The sequence below is a fragment of the Virgibacillus sp. L01 genome (assembly GCF_052246775.1).
In the GTDB taxonomy this organism is placed as follows: Bacteria; Bacillota; Bacilli; order Bacillales; family Amphibacillaceae; genus Lentibacillus.
Genome location: NZ_JBQQCP010000005.1, coordinates 223,473 through 243,561 on the forward strand (window position 1 = coordinate 223,473; position 20,089 = coordinate 243,561).

22 protein-coding genes are annotated in these 20,089 nt (G+C 38.1%); 12 read left to right on the plus strand and 10 right to left on the minus strand.

From position 1 onward, the window contains the following. Nucleotides 1-20: 20 nt before the first annotated feature. Nucleotides 21-653, minus strand: a complete 633-nt coding sequence (locus ACTWQM_RS11655; RefSeq protein WP_443258323.1) for an HAAS signaling domain-containing protein — start codon at nt 651-653, stop codon at nt 21-23. Then, nucleotides 650-982 (minus strand): PadR family transcriptional regulator, encoded by a 333-nt coding sequence (locus ACTWQM_RS11660; RefSeq protein ID WP_209481625.1) that lies wholly within the window; start codon nt 980-982, stop codon nt 650-652. The genes ACTWQM_RS11655 and ACTWQM_RS11660 overlap by 4 nt, the downstream gene beginning before the upstream one ends. A 377-nt stretch (nt 983-1,359) precedes the next feature. On the opposite strand from ACTWQM_RS11660, the gene ACTWQM_RS11665 reads away from it, so the two are divergent. Further along, nucleotides 1,360-1,788 (plus strand): hypothetical protein, encoded by a 429-nt coding sequence (locus ACTWQM_RS11665; protein ID WP_443258324.1) that lies wholly within the window; start codon nt 1,360-1,362, stop codon nt 1,786-1,788. 50 nt (nt 1,789-1,838) lie between these two features. On the opposite strand, the gene ACTWQM_RS11670 is transcribed toward ACTWQM_RS11665, so the two are convergent. Next, the gene (locus ACTWQM_RS11670) at nt 1,839-2,066 is read right to left on the minus strand and encodes a hypothetical protein (RefSeq protein WP_443258325.1); all 228 of its coding nucleotides are present in this window, start codon (nt 2,064-2,066) and stop codon (nt 1,839-1,841) included. Nucleotides 2,067-2,252: 186 nt separating this feature from the next. On the opposite strand from ACTWQM_RS11670, the gene ACTWQM_RS11675 reads away from it, so the two are divergent. Together ACTWQM_RS11675 and ACTWQM_RS11680 are read left to right on the plus strand one after the other, a co-directional pair. Continuing rightward, nucleotides 2,253-2,687 (plus strand): MarR family winged helix-turn-helix transcriptional regulator, encoded by a 435-nt coding sequence (locus ACTWQM_RS11675; protein ID WP_443258326.1) that lies wholly within the window; start codon nt 2,253-2,255, stop codon nt 2,685-2,687. A gap of 24 nt (nt 2,688-2,711) precedes the next feature. Continuing rightward, nucleotides 2,712-3,314, plus strand: a complete 603-nt coding sequence (locus ACTWQM_RS11680) for an alpha/beta hydrolase (protein WP_443258327.1) — start codon at nt 2,712-2,714, stop codon at nt 3,312-3,314. A gap of 378 nt (nt 3,315-3,692) precedes the next feature. Here the strand turns inward: ACTWQM_RS11680 and ACTWQM_RS11685 are convergent, their stop codons facing one another. Continuing rightward, the gene (locus ACTWQM_RS11685) at nt 3,693-4,544 is read right to left on the minus strand and encodes a VOC family protein (protein WP_443258328.1); all 852 of its coding nucleotides are present in this window, start codon (nt 4,542-4,544) and stop codon (nt 3,693-3,695) included. 202 nt (nt 4,545-4,746) lie between these two features. Between ACTWQM_RS11685 and ACTWQM_RS11690 the strand changes: the two genes are divergently transcribed. Then, nucleotides 4,747-5,520: a DUF3891 family protein gene (locus ACTWQM_RS11690; protein WP_443258329.1), complete on the plus strand. Its 774-nt coding sequence runs from the start codon at nt 4,747-4,749 to the stop codon at nt 5,518-5,520. 127 nt (nt 5,521-5,647) lie between these two features. Here the strand turns inward: ACTWQM_RS11690 and ACTWQM_RS11695 are convergent, their stop codons facing one another. Beyond that, the gene (locus ACTWQM_RS11695) at nt 5,648-6,745 is read right to left on the minus strand and encodes a mechanosensitive ion channel family protein (RefSeq protein WP_443258330.1); all 1,098 of its coding nucleotides are present in this window, start codon (nt 6,743-6,745) and stop codon (nt 5,648-5,650) included. A gap of 63 nt (nt 6,746-6,808) precedes the next feature. Next, nucleotides 6,809-7,537 carry an EcsC family protein gene (locus ACTWQM_RS11700; protein ID WP_443258331.1) on the minus strand — a complete coding sequence of 243 codons (729 nt, stop codon included), beginning with the start codon at nt 7,535-7,537 and terminating at the stop codon, nt 6,809-6,811. A 179-nt stretch (nt 7,538-7,716) separates the two neighbouring features. On the opposite strand from ACTWQM_RS11700, the gene ACTWQM_RS11705 reads away from it, so the two are divergent. Further along, the gene (locus tag ACTWQM_RS11705) at nt 7,717-8,340 is read left to right on the plus strand and encodes a metal-dependent hydrolase (RefSeq protein WP_443258332.1); all 624 of its coding nucleotides are present in this window, start codon (nt 7,717-7,719) and stop codon (nt 8,338-8,340) included. 599 nt (nt 8,341-8,939) lie between these two features. On the opposite strand, the gene ACTWQM_RS11710 is transcribed toward ACTWQM_RS11705, so the two are convergent. The 3 genes from ACTWQM_RS11710 to ACTWQM_RS11720 are packed head-to-tail and all read right to left on the minus strand — an operon-like array spanning nt 8,940 to nt 12,099. Continuing rightward, nucleotides 8,940-10,541 carry an ABC transporter permease gene (locus ACTWQM_RS11710; protein WP_443258333.1) on the minus strand — a complete coding sequence of 534 codons (1,602 nt, stop codon included), beginning with the start codon at nt 10,539-10,541 and terminating at the stop codon, nt 8,940-8,942. Beyond that, nucleotides 10,541-11,455: an ABC transporter ATP-binding protein gene (locus ACTWQM_RS11715; RefSeq protein WP_443258334.1), complete on the minus strand. Its 915-nt coding sequence runs from the start codon at nt 11,453-11,455 to the stop codon at nt 10,541-10,543. Before ACTWQM_RS11715 ends, ACTWQM_RS11710 begins: the two co-directional genes overlap by 1 nt. A gap of 14 nt (nt 11,456-11,469) precedes the next feature. Further along, a complete protein-coding gene (locus ACTWQM_RS11720; RefSeq protein WP_443258335.1) occupies nt 11,470-12,099 on the minus strand; it encodes a TetR/AcrR family transcriptional regulator in 630 nt (209 codons plus the stop codon). 188 nt (nt 12,100-12,287) lie between these two features. Here ACTWQM_RS11720 and ACTWQM_RS11725 point away from each other — a divergent pair, with 188 nt between their 5' ends. Further along, a complete protein-coding gene (locus ACTWQM_RS11725) occupies nt 12,288-13,016 on the plus strand; it encodes an AEC family transporter (protein WP_443258336.1) in 729 nt (242 codons plus the stop codon). Between the two features lie 2 nt (nt 13,017-13,018). Beyond that, the gene (locus tag ACTWQM_RS11730) at nt 13,019-13,258 is read left to right on the plus strand and encodes a hypothetical protein (RefSeq protein WP_443258337.1); all 240 of its coding nucleotides are present in this window, start codon (nt 13,019-13,021) and stop codon (nt 13,256-13,258) included. 595 nt (nt 13,259-13,853) lie between these two features. Here ACTWQM_RS11730 and ACTWQM_RS11735 read toward each other — a convergent pair. Continuing rightward, nucleotides 13,854-14,063, minus strand: a complete 210-nt coding sequence (locus ACTWQM_RS11735; RefSeq protein WP_443258338.1) for a heavy-metal-associated domain-containing protein — start codon at nt 14,061-14,063, stop codon at nt 13,854-13,856. A 352-nt stretch (nt 14,064-14,415) separates the two neighbouring features. Between ACTWQM_RS11735 and ACTWQM_RS11740 the strand changes: the two genes are divergently transcribed. The 5 genes from ACTWQM_RS11740 (at nt 14,416) to ACTWQM_RS11760 (ending at nt 19,956) form a co-directional block, all read left to right on the plus strand. Then, nucleotides 14,416-16,017 carry a catalase gene (locus tag ACTWQM_RS11740; RefSeq protein ID WP_443258339.1) on the plus strand — a complete coding sequence of 534 codons (1,602 nt, stop codon included), beginning with the start codon at nt 14,416-14,418 and terminating at the stop codon, nt 16,015-16,017. Between the two features lie 332 nt (nt 16,018-16,349). Continuing rightward, nucleotides 16,350-17,342: a sodium:calcium antiporter gene (locus tag ACTWQM_RS11745; RefSeq protein ID WP_443258340.1), complete on the plus strand. Its 993-nt coding sequence runs from the start codon at nt 16,350-16,352 to the stop codon at nt 17,340-17,342. A gap of 96 nt (nt 17,343-17,438) precedes the next feature. Further along, entirely contained in the window at nt 17,439-17,696 is a 258-nt protein-coding gene (locus ACTWQM_RS11750) for a hypothetical protein (protein ID WP_443258341.1), read from the plus strand. Between the two features lie 113 nt (nt 17,697-17,809). Then, a complete protein-coding gene (locus ACTWQM_RS11755; protein ID WP_443258342.1) occupies nt 17,810-18,439 on the plus strand; it encodes a LysE family transporter in 630 nt (209 codons plus the stop codon). A 149-nt stretch (nt 18,440-18,588) separates the two neighbouring features. Beyond that, nucleotides 18,589-19,956 carry an amino acid permease gene (locus ACTWQM_RS11760; RefSeq protein ID WP_443258343.1) on the plus strand — a complete coding sequence of 456 codons (1,368 nt, stop codon included), beginning with the start codon at nt 18,589-18,591 and terminating at the stop codon, nt 19,954-19,956. The last annotated feature ends 133 nt before the right edge of the window (nt 19,957-20,089 follow it).

The following is a 20,089-nucleotide window of genomic DNA, read 5'->3' on the forward strand; positions in this document are numbered from 1 at the left end:
ATAAAAGACCATCAGCCCATTTATACAGATACTTTCTTTCCCCACCGATAACCAACCATGCTGACAGGATAAAGAAATGCGGTGAAAACAATACAAACTACAATAAACCGAAAACTTAAAAGCGGCTGAAACCATGTGTACGGAATAATTTTAAAAATAATTAAGTACATAAATAATATGTTTGGCACAATTGAAAAAAGAAACGTTTTTTGCAATAACCTGTATCCACCATGACCAAATTCTTTCCCAATTTCATAACCTATAAGTCCCCAGAACAATATGTATAACAGCATAATAATAAAAGGTATATTTATCAGGTTTTCCCAAAGTAATTCCGCCCAGTTCCAATGAAAAATATTGTAGCTGAGTGTGAGAAGAGCTCCGCCAATAAAAATCCCAGCATTAATGAGGACAAATAACCATTGTGTTTTTTTTGGCGTAATTGTTGTCTCTTGCTTCCATATTTGAGCAATTTCCTGAGGTGTCCCCAACCTTTTAACTAATTCACTATATAAATTTTTATCATCAATAGACTCTTCCTGCAGCATCTCATATACATGCATTTCATAATCTGCCAGGATCTCCTGCTTATCGGGGTGATTCCCGATTTCCTCAGATAACTCCAGGAAGAACCTTTGATCTTTTAACGTCACGATTCATTTCTCCGAATCAGGTTGTTCATTACCTGAACGTAACGGTGCCATTCATTCGTTCGTTCATCAAGAATTTCCTTGCCTTGGGATGTAATACAATAATATTTACGGGCCGGGCCCTTTTCCCGATTTTCCCAGTAATAATCAATGTATTCCTGCTTCTCCAACTTATGTAGCGCAGGATACAACGTTCCCTCTTTTATTTGGAAATGATGGTCACTTCGCAAGTCCATCTCTTTAACCAGCTCATAACCATACATGTCTCGTTCATTCAACAATTGCAGAACAAGCAGGGACGTACTCCCTTTCACAAGCTCACGATTAAACATGTTTTTCACCTACCTAGAATTATTAGGTATCTATACTATATAAAATTAATCTTTATTTGTAAAGGCGAACAGGTTAATTTACTTTTAAATACGTCTCAGGACTTATTACAAAATATTACTCAGGGTGCTTAATTTGTTAGTACTCGCTAAAATTACCTTATACAAAACGATGAGGAGTATTTCATGATGAATAACAAAAAGGTCTATGTGCTATTAACAGACACTGGAACACTATTCACACGAATGATCAAGCTATACATTAGAAAACTTGGCTTATGGCCAAAGCCTTAGTTGCACTTATGCAGTAAGAAAGTAGTTATACGTTCTTACTGCCAAAGAAACCATTTAATCATGCATCAATTACTTTTGACAAGAATTTGATGGGAGTCTATAGCTTTGGGAGAACAAGTCGCAGAAATCCTTTTTTCGGTGGGTTTGTTAAAGAAAATATTTCGGGGGAGTTGTTTACGAATGCCAAGTGTGCCATTTATTGCTGTACAGTCAATGACTATCAGATCAATAAAATGAATGCCTATATACAAAAAATAGAATCTCAAAAAGAAAACTACCGTTATAATCTGTTAGGATTATTTGCCATATTGCTAAATAAACAATTTAACAGAGAAAATGCCTTCTTTTGCTCTGAATTTGTTGCTTCTGTATTGACGGAATGTGACAACTTTAATTTTGGGAAACCACTATCCTTGATAACCCCACATGATTTGCAGGAGGAACCTGGCTTTCAATTAGTATATCAAGGAAAACTTGCTGATTATACTAAGTCAGAGCCAGATTCTATCGCCTAAAAAATACCACCCAATTCAATCATATGGATGGCAGTTTTTTAATCTATATTTTAGCTTATAAGTGTTATTAATTGGCCATCTCTCTCTTCCTGTTCACTTTTTGAAGCCAAATCGTACTTCTTAAAAAGATGGAATAATTCGTTTAGCGTTTCCTGCGAACGGTCCTCATCTAAAAAAAGATACAATTTATCAGTTAAATCCTGTGGCAGGAATTCCTCTTGACTCTTAAGCTTCTTTACAACAGATTCCTGTGAATGATCGATATTACATACTCCCACTTAAATCACCCTCCGTTCGGATTTTAGTGTTTCTTCCTCCAAACTACCTAATTAGACCGAATAAATCAACTGAAAGATAATTCGCCAAAAATCGGGAAGTGAAAGGCACCGATTCTTGACTTCTTTATGTTATTTACTTTATAATTATCTTTAATTCAGAATAAACTCCCAGAGAGAGATGGTATTATGAATAAAAATTTATCATTAAATGCATTTGTAGTATTGATGCGGGCTTCAAAGTCTGTTGAAGAGCGTATTAAGAAAGATATAAAAAGTTATGGTGTCAGTATCACTGAATTTACAATATTGGAGGCTTTGTATCATAAAGGTGACCTAACTGTAAATCAGATTTGTGATGCAGTACTGATAAATAGTGGGTCCATGACTTACGTAATTGACAAGCTACAGCAGCGAGGATTATTGGAACGGATTACCAGTGAAGAAGACAGAAGAGTTATTCATGTTCGAATAACGAATCAGGGAAAAGAATTGATGGATGATATCTTCCCACAACACGAGAAGGTAATAGAGAAGGTTTTTAAAGATGTAAGTCCTGAAGAGCTGGAATCAGTTATCGATATTCTAAAAAGAATAGGCTTAGACAGTGTGAAGAAAGAATAAACTGAAGTCGAAAGGAGAAATACAATGAAACATATATTCCAAAAAGGAAACGACCAATCAAAACCAACACTACTATTACTGCATGGCACTGGAGGCACTGAACAGGACCTGCTTCCGCTAGCAGGAGAAGTTGACAAGGATGCCAATGTGTTAAGTGTACGCGGAAATGTTTCTGAAAATGGTATGCCGCGCTTCTTTAAAAGATTGGCTGAAGGTGTATTTGATGAAGAAGACTTAATCGCTCGTACAAAAGAATTAAATGAATTTCTAGATGAAGCAGCGGAAGAAAATGACTTTGACCGAAACAATATAATCGCGATTGGATATTCAAATGGCGCAAATATTGCCGCAAGCCTGCTATTCCATTATCAAGATTCACTAAAAAGCGCCATTCTTCATCATCCAATGGTTCCAAGACGAGGAATTGACCTGCCAGATCTTTCTGGAAAAAATATTTTTATCGGCGCAGGGACAAATGATCCAATCTGTCCGGCACAGGAATCAGAAGACCTTAAGTCATTATTGGAAAATGCTGGTGCAAGTGTTGAACTCCATTGGGAAAAAAATGGTCACCAGTTAGCATACAGTGAAGTAGAAGCAGCAAGTAAATGGTATCAAAATATATAAAAAAGAAACCGTTCTGCACGTAAATGGCAGAACGGTTTTTTAATGGCTCTATTCTTAGGTTTATAACCTCGCAATTGATATAAACTCCCAACATACTTTTTAAAAAGTTTAAGTGCTATTAGGCCGCTGCGGAAATTCACTTCGGGCACTAGGGCGGCTGATGAGCCTCCTTGCTCCTACGTCGCTGCGTAGTCTCATCTAGGCCTCAGCTCCCACCCATGGAAAGCGAAGTATTCTGCCGGAACGAATCTGAGCACTCCACCATCATTAGAACGAGAGAAAGTGTAACAAAAGAAAATCTTCACTATGTCGCATTTTATATCCACTACGCTCAAGTTTCATTAATAAAAAGCAACATTTATAAAGAAAACTGCCTTATTAATTTAGGATCAATTGTATTGTATTCCCAGATGGATCTTGTGTTATATAGTAGTCTGACTCTTGTTTCACATCAGCTCCAACCTGTTTTAATTGGCCAACTGTTTCTTCCCTGACTTTTTCATTTGGATAAACAAGTGTAAACCAATTCATTCCAGCACTGTTCCTGGATGGAGCTTTAGCACCTTCCCCATTCCATACGTTTAATCCAATGTGGTGATGGTAATCGCCGGTCGATGTAAAAAGTGCACCAGGATAGGTTGTAACAATATCAAATCCAAGGCCATTCTTGTAAAATTTCTCTGTTTCAGCCAAATTAGCTACATGCAAGTGAATATGCCCCATTACGGTTTCATTAGGCAAACCATTCCACTCTTTCTTACTTTCTGCAAGCAGACTTTCTCCATCTAAAGGTTCGGTAGCCATCGCAACCTTGCCTTCTGACCAAGTCCATTCAGATGAAGGCCGATCACGATATACTTCAATACCATTTCCGTCTGGATCATTAAGATAAAGTGCTTCACTAACATAATGATCAGAGGCCCCCAGGCGTGTTCCTGTCTGCACGATATGATTTAAGAACGAAGAAAGATCCGCGCGACTTGGTAAAAGAATCGCAAAGTGAAATAATCCAGTTTTCCTATCCTCTTTTGGAACAACGTCAGCTGGCTGTTCTATTGTTAACAAAGGCGTTTTTCCATCTGCTGTTAACACCGCTTTACTGTCTGTTTGATCCAGTACATTGAATCCGATAATATTTTGATAAAAAGTAAGTGCTTTTTCCAAATTTGTAACATTTATATTAACCTCACCAACATATATGGTTGGCTCCTCGAAGAATTTCTTTTCCATATTATTTGCTCCTTTCCATTACGTTTTATGATTACTATTAAACACTAAGTTACTTTATGTAAGTAATTATATATAATATACCTCTTAATGTCAACCTCGCCTTTAACTATTGACGTTAAACGCATAACACTTTATCCCTCTATTCATTTTTCGTATACTTTTAATAAGCAAATCCCAACTGAACTGAAAAGGGTGACGTTTCATGATTGTAAGAGAACATACAAATGAATTTGTCATGATTGAACAAGAGCATCATGCCTACCTATCAGGTGAAATCGCTGCAAACCTTAAAGAATTACTGGTTCCTGAAAAAGAACTCAGGGAATCTGTTGACTATGCTATTTATAAACATGATGATGGCTGGAAGTTGTTAGATAAACAGCCTTTTTGGAATGACAAAAATCAAGCACCGTATACTTTTGTCGATTTTCCTGTTCTCCCAAAGACTGTATTTTATAAACATGGCATCGAAGAAGTGGAGAAAGTTGATAGCTATGCAGGACTTTTATGCAGTAAACATTATTCCCGTTTTCTCCTTGATGATACTTCCAAAGAAGCTCAAGTTTTTGTACAACAAGAAGAAGAACGCCAAAAACGTATCATACAATCGTTATCGAATTTTGATCAGGATACATTTGATTTCCATTACGGGTTGCTTCAGCTTTGTGATAATTTGTCATTATATATTTGCTTGAATGAACCTGGTACCCCAATAGAAAAGGAACATCCTTTTTTTCAGAAAGGGATTCCTGTTTCTTCATCTATTGACGTGTTTAAACGGGATAAATTAAACTTCCGCTGGGTGGATGAGAATACCATTTTAACGGATGAACTTCTTTTTGACAGGCCATTAACGATTACGTTACAGCAAAAAGTCGTCGACAAGAACTCCATCTCAAAGAAAGGATTAATTGAGAGTTATCACGAGGCACCCACCATGCAAGTTACTATCTGTATAGTATGTGATGATAATTAGAAAACCTGGCTTATCGCCAAGCCTTAATATATAAGCCTTAGTTGCACTTATGCAGTGAGAAAGAGTATTTATACTTTCTTAACTGCCTAGTAAAGGAGCTGCTCAGTACAGCTCCTTTAGGTAAGATTTATTCAGATTCCTGTCTAACAGGACTCTGACCATCATACTCCGAGTCCATATACAATCTTCTGCTTGGTATAGCAATGGTAACTCCTTCGTTCTCAAGAATCTCCAGTATTTTAAAGTTTAATTCTTCTCGTATGTTTAAATAGTTTCCCCAGTCAGTAGTTTTTGTAAAGAAATATAACAAAATATCTAATCCATATTCTTTATATTGATCAAGGGAAACAAAAATAGTTTCTTGATGAATTTCGGCGTGATTTTTAAGTAAATCCTCAATCTGATTTACAACTGTCTCAATTTTTTCGCGAGGATTATCGTAAGTCACCCTTAAATAAAACATTATTTGCCGTTTATTCATTTGACTCCAGTTCGTAATCGATTCATTTGCTAAAGTTGCATTAGGAACTGTGACAAGTGCATCAGCAAAGGTCCTTACTAATGTACTGCGAAATGTAATATCTTCAACGATACCTTCAACACTATCTGTCTTAATCCAATGTCCGATTGTAAAGGGCTTTTCTGTAATAATAACAATTCCGCCAAATAAATTGCTGATAGCATCCTTTGCTGCCAGAGCAAAGGCTAGTCCTCCTAAACCAAGTCCAGCAACAAAACCACTTACATTATACCCAAACTCCTGGGCAATCACACTAATGCTGATTGCTACAATAATAAACCGTAGCGCCTTCGATAGAAACGGAATCAGTATATCATCAATATCAATATCAAATCTCTCTTCAATCTTGAAAAAAAGCAGTGATGATGAAGCGGAGAGATTATACAACCCCCAACTTACCATAAAGATAACAAAGGACCTTATGATGTTCTGGAATAATGGATTCGCCTGTTCCAAATAAGGAAAGTAATCAACGGCAACATATACCCCTATTATAATAAACAGCCATCGAACCGGCTTTTCAAACGCTATAAATATGTATGAAAAGAAATCACTCGGGGCTTTTCTGCTTAACTTTAAGAGAAGCTTAAATACGTATTTTGTAAAGATTTTCCGAAAGATTAAAAACAGCAGAATTATACCAATTGAAATTCCAGTATCTTTAACTGATTCATATGAAAAAAATAATTCCCAAGACCACGTCATAACAAAATCCCGCCTCCTAACCTTAGTTAATAGTAACATAACAGCTTTTCATTTATCGAAATATTAAATGTAGTCCTGTGGCTGGTCTGTTAATAATCGTAGTCGATATGCATTCATTGCAGTCTCCCCTAGTGTATCAAGCAAGTTGTGATTGGCATATGCTCCGACTATTGCGCCAAACCCCGGAACTAGTTGAAGCATTTTGACTAAATCAATATAATCTCGATATTCCTGTTGAAAAACCCGCCAGTCCATATCAGCTAGCTTTCCCTTTTCTGCTTCCCAATTCTCGATAATATGGAAAGTTTCTTTGCGCTTATCATCACTTGAAAAGGCAAGCTGGAACACATGAAGTATGAACAAGCGCTCCTCATATTCATCTGTATCGAATCCATAGACAGTTGCTGCTTCAAACAAGAACTTCATTTTAATCGATAAAAGTAATGGGAAATCAGCAAGTCCGAGGAAGATGCCACCTGCACCTGTTCCTGCTCCCTCAATTACTGCTGTTTTTCGATATGAAGTGAGTTTTTCCCTGAGAATCTCATCCCTCTTATAAAGACTCAATCCGGTTGAAAGTTTTTTCTTTGTTGTAACATTTGAACCGACTAAGGTTGCCTTAACCATATTTTTAATACTATCTGTTATGATTTTATGGGCCCGCTCTGGAATCATCCCGTTAACTTTTGTTTGTGCTTTTTTTGATAGCTGATTTATCAGACCTGACTGCTTCAAAACTTTTTTCCGCCACGTTTGCAGTTCTTCATAAACCTTTGATTCATACATTTTCATTATCAAACCATCCTCTTTAATTCTATAGTAAAGCATACGTTTTTTTGATGAAAAGGATTCAGTATATGAATTCCCCTATAGGAAAAAGGTCTACATTTTTCTGATTTACTGTTAAAACGGAATTAATTTACGTTATGATGTTAAAGTTGCTACCCACACTAATCAAAGGAGAGAGAAAAATGAATGGAATTAGTCACGCTACAATTGGAAGTGGAATCGGACTTGCTGTAGGAATTTTCTCAAGCGCTGACTATGTAACAATAGGATCCTTAACATTAGCAGGCGTTGTAGCTGCACTTGTACCAGACCTGGATACAGGGGGTAATTTAGCCAAAAAGATTTCATTTTCGCATAAACTATTACAAAACGTTATGATTTTAACTGGCATCATCATGATGATCTATTCCTGGGTTAACGGAATTGGAATTGAAAAGCTAATTGGTGTTGGAATTGGCTTTGCCGTAATTATGATTTCCAAAATGGTTTCGCAAAAAATGATGCTTTTGTTAACTGGACTAGGCGCAGTCTTATTGGGAATTATGCTCAGCATATTGTGGATAACGCTTAGCGGTATCTATGTTGCTGCAGCTTCTTTGTTACCACATCGTTCGTATACACATTCTTTAATAGGTCTTTCCTTTTTCAGTTATATCGCTCATTTATTTTCGCTAAGTATACCTGTTGAAAATATATTTATTGTTTGTGTATTAGGTTATATCAGTCATCTAATTGCAGATATGAGGCTCATTCCCACGAATAAACGCGGTATTCCCTTATTATTACCATTTCCTGTGAAGTTCTAAAATAGGCTATCTTCTAAGAAGTTTGTTACTATTGTACACGCACCGATGCGACATTATCGTGATTTTCTTTGATATTTGATTAGATGAGTACTAATCCAATGCAACGGCGGCAAAATACTCGACCGATGAGTGACCTTTTCTCGCTGTTTGAACAGAATTCGGGTTCTCATAACCCGCATGAGTAACCGTTTCTCGCTATTTGAACAGATTTCGAGTCATCATAAACCTCATGAGTGACCGTTTTTCGCTATTTGGACAAAATCCGGGTTCTCATTACAGTCATGAGTGACCGCCTCACGCTATTTTGACAGATACTTGCCATAGGGAACGCTTCTGCCTCCTCGCGAGAAAAAGGCGCTCGCTGTAGGGTCTTCAGGTTTTTCTATCGACGAATAGGACGTGAACCTTTTTATAAAACAAAATATAAATAAGAAAGCGCCTATACATTTAATGTACAGGCGCTTTTACGAAATTTGTGGCGAAAGACCATGTGTTCACATCCACATGAATTGCATTGTCCTTCGTCTTACACAAATCAGCTCATCGCAACTTCAAGTGTATCATTATTACCGATACTAGTCACTATTAAATTATATAATTCAACTCTCAATATCTCGTTTATTATATCCAATAAAGCCAACAATTAACAAAATTATTGCGATTAGAGTCAAGATGATAACTGGCATAAAGTTCATATCCTCTATCGGAAGTTGTGGAATATGGCCAAATGGCGAAAGGTTTCCAACCCACTCTGGAAATTGGAATATCCCGCCTAAATAAAGAACAACAAATGAATAAAAAACATATAACCAAATGAAACTAATCCACTTAGGCACAAAGCCAATCAGTAACACCGCAATACTTATAGACACTACCATCGCCGGTAAATATACGATAGCTGCTCCATAAACCATCCCTAAGCTAAGCCCTTCCTCCATAACAGCTGTTCCAGCACCCCAGAGCCCGAGTGCAGCAAGTGAAAGCATAACAAATCCATTAACAACTGAAATGGTTAAATAACTAGCCATAAGTCGTGTACGTGAAACGGCTCTGCCAAGCAAGTGCTCAATGCGGCCTTTCTTTTCTTCACCATGAAGTTTGTTCACGGCCATCACAGGAGGAACCGTTGACAGGAGTGCCATAACAATCATTAGCTTGGGTATAAACTGTTCCGTTACAGAAAACCCCTCCTTAGAGGCTAACATTTTTTCCAGCATTTCATTTCCTTCAAAAAATGATTCCAAATCGCCGAAAATAGATCCATAAGATAATCCCATTAAAAGCAGGCCAATCGCCCAGGAGATTGTTCCAATTCGCTGCAATCTGAAGGCAATTCCTATAGGACTTTGTAGAAGCGGCGCAGCATATTTCCTCCCAGGTTTTGCTGGCAAAAATCCAGCTTCTAAATCACGGATAGCATTTAAATAGTTTGCTAGAATAAATAGAATGATAGATGTACCGATCAACAACAGAATCGGCCACCAATTATTCGAGGAGTATACCTCAGTCGAAGTGACCCAGCTTAAAGGTGAGAAGCCTGACAACGTTTCGTTGCTCACATCACCAATAGCACGCACAAGGTAGGCAATTATCAGCACTGTTATTGAAAATCCAATTGTTCCACGAGAACTTTCCGAAAGCTGTGCGAACAAACCCGTAACTCCTGCAAAGAAAATACCTGTTGCACCTAATGCAGCGCCATATAGTAAAGATCCCTCTAACCCCATACTTTCTATACCTAGCGCGTATAGTCCTAAACTTGTTATTAAAGCCAACACAACATTCGTTACACATAAAACAAGCAATGTTGCATTTAAATTAGAAAGACGCCCCACTGGCAAGGATTGAATCATTTCAGTACGTCCATCTTCTTCATTGGCCCGGGTATGGCGAGTTACAAGCAGAATACTCATGAGCCCAACAACTAATGCCGTCATAAGCAGCATCTGGTGTGCATTCATGGCCCCAAGTGTATAGTTCTCTAAATTACCAGGACCTACCATTGCTGTCATCGCAGGATTCATCATTGTTTCGGCCATAACATCTCTATCTGCCTGAGAAGGATATAAACTAGCGAAAGCTGGCGGTACGATTAGTGTAAAAAAAGATAGTCCGATTAGCCATAAAGGAATACGGATGCGGTCCAGCCTTACAATTAACCACGAAAGACGCCCGGTTTTATTATATAGATTTACAGCCATTAGGATACACCTCCTGCCCCTGTCTCTGTTTGCCCCCCACCTTCATAATGACGCATAAACAAATCTTCTAATTTAGGTGGTGCGCTTTCAAGTCTCACAATTCCAAATTGGCTAACATGCTTAATAACAGCATCTAACTCTTCCGCATCTACCTGGAACGAAAGTGCTTCATCTCTTTCTACAACATCATGAACACCTTGTAACTCATTTAACGATGTGATTGTCTGCTTCGTTTCAACAAGTAAATTCGTGCGGGTTAAATGACGTAATTCACTTAACGAGCCTGTTTCAATAATCTTACCCTGACGAATGATGCCAACTCTGTCACATAACTTTTCTACTTCAGATAAAATATGACTGGAAAGCAGGACACTCTTGCCTTCTTTTTTAATATCCATTACACATTCCTGAAAGACCTGTTCCATCAACGGATCCAGTCCTGATGTGGGCTCATCCAGAATATAAAGATCTGCTTCTGATGAAAATGCAGCAACTAATGCGACCTTCTGACGGTTTCCTTTTGAATATGTTCGGCATTTCTTTGATGGATCTAAGTCGAACTTTTTAATCAGCTCTTCACGTTTACTTTTATTGTTACCACCCCGTAATTTCATAAAGAGATCAATAACCTCACCGCCAGTTAAGTTCGGCCACAAGTTCACATCCCCCGGAACATAAGCAATACGTTTATGAATTTCAACAGCATCTGCCCAAGCATCCTTGCCAAATACCTTAACTTCGCCTTGGTTAGCCTTTAAAATACCTAGTAACACACGAATAGCGGTTGACTTTCCTGCACCATTTGGACCAATAAAGCCATAAATTTCTCCTTCATTCACGTTAATGTTAATGCCATCCAGTGCGGTGAATTTGCCAAACTTTTTTGTTAGATTATTTACTTGCAATAAGCCCATATAAAATCCCCCTCTTATTTATAAAAACTTGTTTTTAAGATATCCAGATATTCATAAAACTCATCCCAGTATGGATGTAAATCGACAGAAGACATTTTTCGTCCTGCAAGTTCAGCTGACGTTTCGTTCTGGTAGCCCTCAATCGACCAGCGAATTAGCTTGAATGCCTTATCAACATCAATATCATCTCGGAATAATGTGTTATCAATGTTTTCATAAATCTTTGAGTTCCCTAGTTTTTGTAACTCCTGAATCTTCTGCAACTGGTCAGTTGATACTTCTTCTTCACTGGTTAACAATAGGGTCCCCAGGAAATTAAAGGTATCGGGATTATCCGAAAGAGCTATCGTTTTAACCCGGGCTGCCTGCTTCATTCGCTCAATAAAGTCAGGTTCAGTTGTATCAATGCGTGTTAGATATTCATTTTTTACAATGTCTAATGTGTAGTCTGTCAGATAGTGATAAAGTGCTTTTTTACTTTTAAAATAATAAAATAGCATTCCCTTACCAATTCCAGCGCTCTTTACAATTCGGTTTGTTGAAGCCTGCTCATATCCATTCTCAGCAAATTCTTTTAATGCAGCATTTATAATTCGCTGTTGTTTATCATTATCGAGCTTTTCAAACTTTTTTGTAATATCCAATCCCCTCCTTTACGTTAGTTTATTCCTAATCAAACAAAGTTAGACCATATTGGTCGATTTTAGCTTAACACGTTAGACCACCTCGGTCAATAAAATTCTGACAAGGGTGAATTTTATAGATAACGTTACTGATCATTTATGTTACGATGGAAAATGCTATGTATTCTAGCGTTAAAGGGGGGAAATAGATGGGGACAATGTTTCAGGTGGTCATACCGATTTTTGCTATCATTTTATGCGGATTTTTAGCTGGAAGGCTTTCCTTATTACCACTTCATGGCACATCATCATTGAACTATTTCGTGTATTACTTTGCACTCCCAGCGTTACTATTTTTCTCGTTATCTACTGCACCGATTGAGCAAATCACGAATACAAATTTTATTATTATAAATTTAGTTATTACTTTAATTTGCTTTGCCGTAACCGTAGCTATATTTAAATTCATTTTTAAAAAGAAATTTCCTGAAGTAACGATGTATGGCATGATTACTACTTACGGAAACACAGGATTTCTCGGGATCCCTTTATTAATCGCTGCGTTTGGACAAGAAGCGGCAATACCAGGTGCAATCGCAACATTTATTTACGACTTAACAGTTATAACACTGATTATCGTTTCCTTTGAAGTAGCAAAAGCGATGAATATCAAGAACGGCGATAAGGTGAAAATCGTCCCTATGTTTGGATCTATCGTAAAGCCTATTCTGTTAAATCCAATTAACGCTTCTTTAGCATTTGGAATTATCGTAGCCTTTTTAGAAATCCCATTGCCTGAATCTGTCTATGTATTCACAGAGGTACTTGGTCCTGCTGCAGGTCCCACTGCTTTATTTGCACTTGGGCTAGGTCTATCAGGTGAACGAAGTGTGCTGAAGAGCAAAGAGTACAATGCCTCTGAATTTATCACCTATTAAGCTTGAAATTAATATTTCTGCCTTTACTGGCTATTTTTTTCGTTTACTTTGTTTTTCCAATCGACGACGATTTATGGGCAACTACAATTATTATTCTTTCCGCGTTGCCAACAGGGGCAATTGTATACGTCTTTGCTGAAAAATATAATACATTGGTTAAGCAAGTACCGTTATACATACTCGCTACCACGTTAGTTTCGATTATCACAATCTCGATATTCCTTGTTTTAGTTGTTGGATAACCGTGCTCTCCCGATAAAACAGGTAATGGGAAATCAAATAAATAACATCATGAGGCCGGAACAAAAGTGTTTTTGTCAAAGTAAAATCCGAACTATAATTCAAAATTCTTGAGATAGAATTCGAATTAATTCGGATTTATTTTTATTGCTGATTAGCTATAAAATGCGACGTAGATACGATTAGAAACATTTTGTGAGAATCTCTGACAACGCAGCTGGAATATACTCGCTTTCCGTGGGAGTCTCGCATATTCCGGCTGCTGGTTTAGATGGTCTAAGATCTTGTATATATCATCACAACATGCATTTATTTTTTTGAATAAGTGAACAAAACCCAGCGGAGGAAATACACGAAGACTCCTGCGGGAGGAAAGGCATCGGCGAGACCCCGCAGTGCGCAGCACGAGGAGGCTTGCCAGCCGCCCGCGGAAAGCGAAGTGTATTTCCGTAGCGAGATCATAGCACTGAAATTATTTTTCCACAGTACATCGCAGTTTATATCAACTACATTAGAGCCAACCATTGAAAATAAACCTTCTAACATCTTATCCTGTTATTATTCGAAGACGTTAACTAAAGAGCAGTCCTAAATTGGCTAAGATGCAACCGGGTAGCCTAATTTCTCGATGGTTGTTTTCAATTCTTCTGAGGTCACCTTATTCTGATCAAATGTTGCTTTGACTTTACTGGAGTTGAACATAACTTTTGCTTCTTCAACTCCCTCCATTTTCCCTACTTTCCCTTGAATCCTTTTGATACATGATGGACATGTTAATGGTTCTAATTGAAATTTTATTGTTTTCATTTTAATTACTCCCTCCTTGTTTCTAACTTCATTTTAAGCTGTATCCCGTCGGTTACCTTGATGCAAATCAATTTTTGAACAAAAGCGTAAGCGCCTGTTCAGCGCCGTATGGACTGGACTGACCCGTGTGAGATAAAGGATACACGAAGAGCGTAAGCGATTCGATGTTGACTTATCGTAAACACGGGGAGGGAAGTCCACTAGGCGATAGGCGCTGGAGCTGGACGTGGCTTATATTGTAACCTAAATATATAACTGCCAACTTTTTATACACTTTAGTAATAAAAAACTCATAAATAGGATAAATTTGGACAATGTAACAGTAGTGAATTTGAATGGAGGATGATAGGAAATGGCAGAAGACCATAAAAATCAAACAAATATTGAAAATAAAGACACATTAACAAATAGACAAGGGCACCCTGTTACAAACAACCAAGACATAAGAACAGTAGGAAACCGCGGTCCTTCTACATTAGAAAACTATGATTACATTGAAAAAATAAGCCACTTCGATAGAGAGGAAGTACCAGAGCGTATTGTTCACGCTCGCGGTGCAGGTGCACATGGTTATTTTGAGACATATGGAACAGCTGGAGATGATCCCGTATCGAAATATACAAGGGCCAGATTATTTCAGGAAAAAGGCAAACAGACACCCGTGTTTGTGCGGTTCTCCTCTGTTATTCATGGTGGGCATTCTCCAGAAACGTTACGCGACCCACGCGGTTTTGCTGTCAAATTTTATACGGAAGATGGCAACTGGGACCTCGTAGGAAATAACCTGAAGATCTTTTTTATTCGTGATGCAATCAAGTTTCCAGATATGATCCATGCATTTAAGCCAGACCCAGTAACAAACATTCAGGATAGCGAACGGTTTTTCGATTTTTGCTCAAACTCTCCAGAATCATTCCATATGGTTACGTTTGTATATTCACCATGGGGAATTCCAGCTAATTATCGGTTAATGCAAGGATCTGGCGTCAATACGTATAAATGGGTGAACAATGATGGAGAAGCTGTACTTGTTAAATATCATTGGGAACCGACACAGGGCATTAAAAACCTGACAGTTAAAGAAGCAAACGAGATCCAGGCTACAAACTTCAACCATGCAACACAGGATTTATATGATGCAATTGAAAAAGGTGATTACCCTGAATGGGAGCTTTACGTGCAAATTATGAGCGACGATGAGCATCCGGAATTAGACTTTGACCCGCTTGATGACACAAAAATCTGGCCTGAAGATCAATTCCCATGGTTATCAGTAGGGAAAATGGTATTAAATAAAAACCCAGAAAATTACTTTACTGAAGTGGAACAAGCTGCATTCGGTACAGGTGTTCTTGTAGATGGCCTTGACTTCTCAGATGATAAAATGCTGCAAGGCCGGACATTCTCCTATTCAGACACGCAACGTTACCGTGTCGGAGCAAACTATTTACAGTTACCAATTAATGCTGCTAAAAAAAGAGTGGCAACAAACCATGAAGGCGGACAAATGCGCTATGAACCAGAAAATTTATCAGGGAAAAATCCGCACGTTAATTACGAACCATCAACGCTTGGCGGATTAAAAGAAGCAAAGCAGATCGGAAAAGAATATACACCAAAAGTTGAAGGAAACCTCGTTCGAGAACCGATTGACCGCCAAAGTAATACAAAACAAGCTGGTGAAACATATCGTATGTTCAAAGATTGGGAAAGAGATGAGTTAATAGCTAACCTTGTCGGTGATATTTCAGAATGTGACCAGCGAATCCAGGATAAAATGGTAGCACTTGCTGAAGATGCAGATGAAGAATACGGCCGCCGTCTTCGAGAAGGATTAGCCGGGACAAGCAAAATGACAACAGGGGGTACAAGTAAAAACCCGCTTGGAAATAAAGATAGTGAGAAAGCACCTGAAGAAGCTGTCAAAAAATCACATGATGCTGACCCGTATTAATTGTGTGCTGTGAGGGTGCGCTGGCCATATTAGCTGGGGAAGGATCGGAGCTGGGATTCAGTCTTCCCAGCGATTATTCAGGCTTAACCGGTCACTTTGGACGTTTATTCAGTCTTCGGCCAAGCCTATTCAGTATTCGTTCGTGTTTATTCAGTTTTCAATCGTTTTTTTCAGTTTTAAGCAGTTTTTAAAGCCCTTCTCAATCGAAAGGGCTCTTCTTGTTTATACAGCAGTACCTTACGTGCGTGTTCTCCTTCCCTCTAATTCATGGTATGATTATGTACTTTATCAACGGGGTATATATGTCTATGCAATATGAAAGGAGACGCTTTTTGCTACTTACATCAATCATTATATTTATTGTTGCAGCTGCGGTATCAGTACTTTCTGCAATTCGGCTGGCGACTTACGCTGATATTATTAGTAATAAAACAAAAGCTGGAGGACTTGTTGTCGGTACAGTACTGCTCGCTGTCGCAACTTCACTACCTGAATTAACAGCCACAATTTCAGCCGCTGTCATTGACAATGCTGATATTGCAGTGGGTAACGGTTTGGGAAGTATCACATTTAATATTTTTGCATTATTTCTTTTTGATTTATATTTTCGTAAAAAACGTTTATTTTTGAAGGTGTCAGCTAACCACTTTTACACAGGAATTTTAGGATTAACTTTATGCGCAATAGTCATCTTGTCGCTTTTTTTAAACTTAAATCAGGAACTTTTCCGTATTGGAATTACAAGTATCGCAATTGCTGTTGTCTATTTAGGCGGGCTTTGGCTTATATCATTAAAGCATCAGCAAGAGATAAGCGGGGAGGAAGCTGCTCAACAGAGTACAAGAAAAACAGATTTTCCTGTAAAAACAGCCATTATTCGATTCATTTTATTTTCACTTATCGTTTTCGTCGCAGGGAGTTCCCTGTCGATATCAGGTGATGTGATCGCTCAATCAAGTGGGATAAGTGCAAGTGCTGTAGGAAGCCTGCTAATTGCAGCTGCAACTTCACTACCAGATGCCGTTAGCGTATTAGTCGCACTTCGGGTCGCAAATGTCAATCTGGCAATTGGTACTATTCTTGGGAGCAACATTTTCAACGTTTTTGTCATTCCCATTGCTGATATTTTTTACCGGAATGGAAGCATTTGGGCTGATGCGTCGAATCAACATATCTCCACTGCAGCCGCAGGATTTATGCTGACATTAATTGTTATTAGTATTTTAAAGCGTAATAATACAAAGAATACACTCACATATATTACACCCTCATTAATTGTTGTGGGCGGGTACCTTATCTTTTCTGTCTTTTACTTCTTAGGGTGATGTTTCAATTAGCTTAGATTAAATTTGGATGGAATGTCCTTGATGAATAATTAGCTTCAGATATGGAAAATTAGTTAACAAGACAGGAGGACAGCTATGCATTCAAACAACAAGGACATGGAAACTGTTATGGGATATATGAATAATGCGAAACTTGCTGTGGAAAAGGCTCAAGAAGATCAAACAGGATTCAGCGAGGCACAACAACAGGTGAAGCTGGCAGAAGAAATTTTAAATGAAGCCAAACATAATCCAACGATTAATACTGAAGTTAATGCGCAAGAAATGCAACGGGCCACTGACCTGCTACGGCTGATTGAGGAGACAAACCAGGCCATCAATCGCCAAACATAAAGGCATACTGTGAAACATGCAGTATGCCATTTTTATCAACGTTTAAGTTATATATCCTCCTTCTGATGAATAGTAATGGTACGAGCCATATTTATCCATAAGGAGTGAAAACTTTGGGTGTATTCATCAGTTATATATTTCTTGGGTTATCATTAGCAGCACCACTTGGCCCAATCAATGCTGCTCAAATTAATCAAGGTATTAAAAATGGATTTTTCCATTCATGGTTAATAGGGCTAGGTTCCATCGTAGCGGAGCTTTTCTTTATTATCGCTGTCTTCTTTGGAGTTGTGCATTTTTTGGAGATTCCATTCATGAAAACATTTTTATGGTCATTTGGTGCTTTTGTTTTATTTTATACTGGCATTGAAAGCATCGTCAGCTCGGAAAAATTACAAATTAATCAAAACAGAAAAAAGGAATCCTTAAAAAAGACATTTACTACTGGCTTTTTGATATCTATCAGTAACCCACTGTCTATTTTATTTTGGCTTGGTATCTATGGTTCTGTATTAGCAAATACAATCAACCGATATGATAACTTCCATCTAATCCTATATGGTGTCGCAATGTTAGTTGGTTTAATGTTATGGGACTTAACAATGGCTGGGGTTTCCAGTAGCTTTAGAAGGTTCCTTACCCAGCGCACTTTAAAGGGCATCTCCGTTTTCACAGGACTTGTGCTGTGTGGGTTCGGCTTATATTTCGGTATTCAAGCAATTAAAATACTTTTCTACATTTGAATATTACTAGTAGCCCCGTCCACAGGATCCATATGACAATAATGGATTCTATGGGCTTTTTTAACTATTTGATTTTTCCTGAAGATCGATAATTGCTCTCTTATTTGGACAATATACACTTATGTACTAATTGCTAAAGGAGAGTATGAATGAGTGGAACAGAATCAGGCGCTGATCGTAAGGGGACAGGGTCAAAAGAATCCGGCATGAAGTGGTGGCAACTTTCTTTAGTAGGGTTAGGGTGCACAATTGGGACTGGCTACTTTCTCGGCTCTAGTATAGGGATTAGTATTACAGGGCCTTCATTTGTTTTTTCATTTTTACTTGCCTCACTAGGAACCTATATTGTGTTTAACTTACTGGCTAAGATGACAGCCAAAGATCCACAAGAGGGATCTTTTTGTTACTATGCTGAAAAGGCTTACGGTCGTTGGGCAGGCTTTAGCAGTGGTTGGAATTACTGGTGTTCGAACGTTCTAATTATGGGCAGTCAGCTAATAGCCCTTTCAATCCTTTCACAATTCTGGTTTCCGAATATTTCCTTGTGGATTTTTGCTGCTGGGTATGCTGTCCTTTCCATTTCTGTAGTGTTACTGGGAACAGAAGGCTTTGATAAAATAGAAGATATCTTTGCAGTTATTAAAACAGCAGCAATTCTCATTTTTATTATTTTAGGTGCTGTTGCCTTGCTAGGTTGGATACCCGGGGAAGGAAGTGAACAGCCAGGCATTCCTGTTTCAGCAGAAAAACTCTTCCCTAATGGACTAAAAGGATTTTGGGCTTCCCTTATTTACGCTTTCTATGCTTATGGAGGCGTAGAGGTTATTGGATTGATGGCAATGCAGCTCAGAAAAAAAGAAGATGCTCCAAAGGCTGGTAAAGTAATGATGGTTGGATTAACGACTATATATGTTATATCGATCAGCCTTGCAGTAACTATGGTATCAATAAATATGTTTCATGAAGAAGAAAGTCCCTTTGTTACAGCATTGTCTAATTACAATCTTCCATTTTTCCCGCATCTCTTTAATGGAGCAATAATAATTGCTGGCTTTTCAACGATGACAGCTGCATTATATGGAGTCACAACCCTTATGGTAACGATAGCTAAAGATGGGAACGCTCCTCATCTTTTTGGAAAAAAGTTAACGAAATTTAACAGCTTGCCATTGCCATCCTTAGGACTTGGGGCATTAGGACTGCTTGTCTCAGTTGTAACGGCATTGTTGTTACCAGGTAAAATTTACGAGTACATTACCACTGCTGCAGGTATTTTACTGCTTTACAATTGGTCGTTTATCATTATTTCTTCATTTAGCATCCTAACGGAGAAGAAGATTCTGGATAAAGTCATCTCACTGATTGGTCTAGCATTAATACTTTGTGCAGTAATTGGAACGTTAATGGATGAAAGTATTCGCCCAGGGTTTTATATCAGCTTATTATTCGTATCCATTATTGGTATTGTAACCCTCTTTATGAGAAAAAGATGGAAAGCAGATATGAATGATCTATAGCCGTTAAACTTTCAATTATTGAAAATCTGACTTATCAGCAAGACTTAGCTGCGAAAAAAGGATCTCCACGCTGGATAGCGAGTTCCGTTTCCTATCACAAAACATGGAATTACATTTTATATCGTAAATAAAA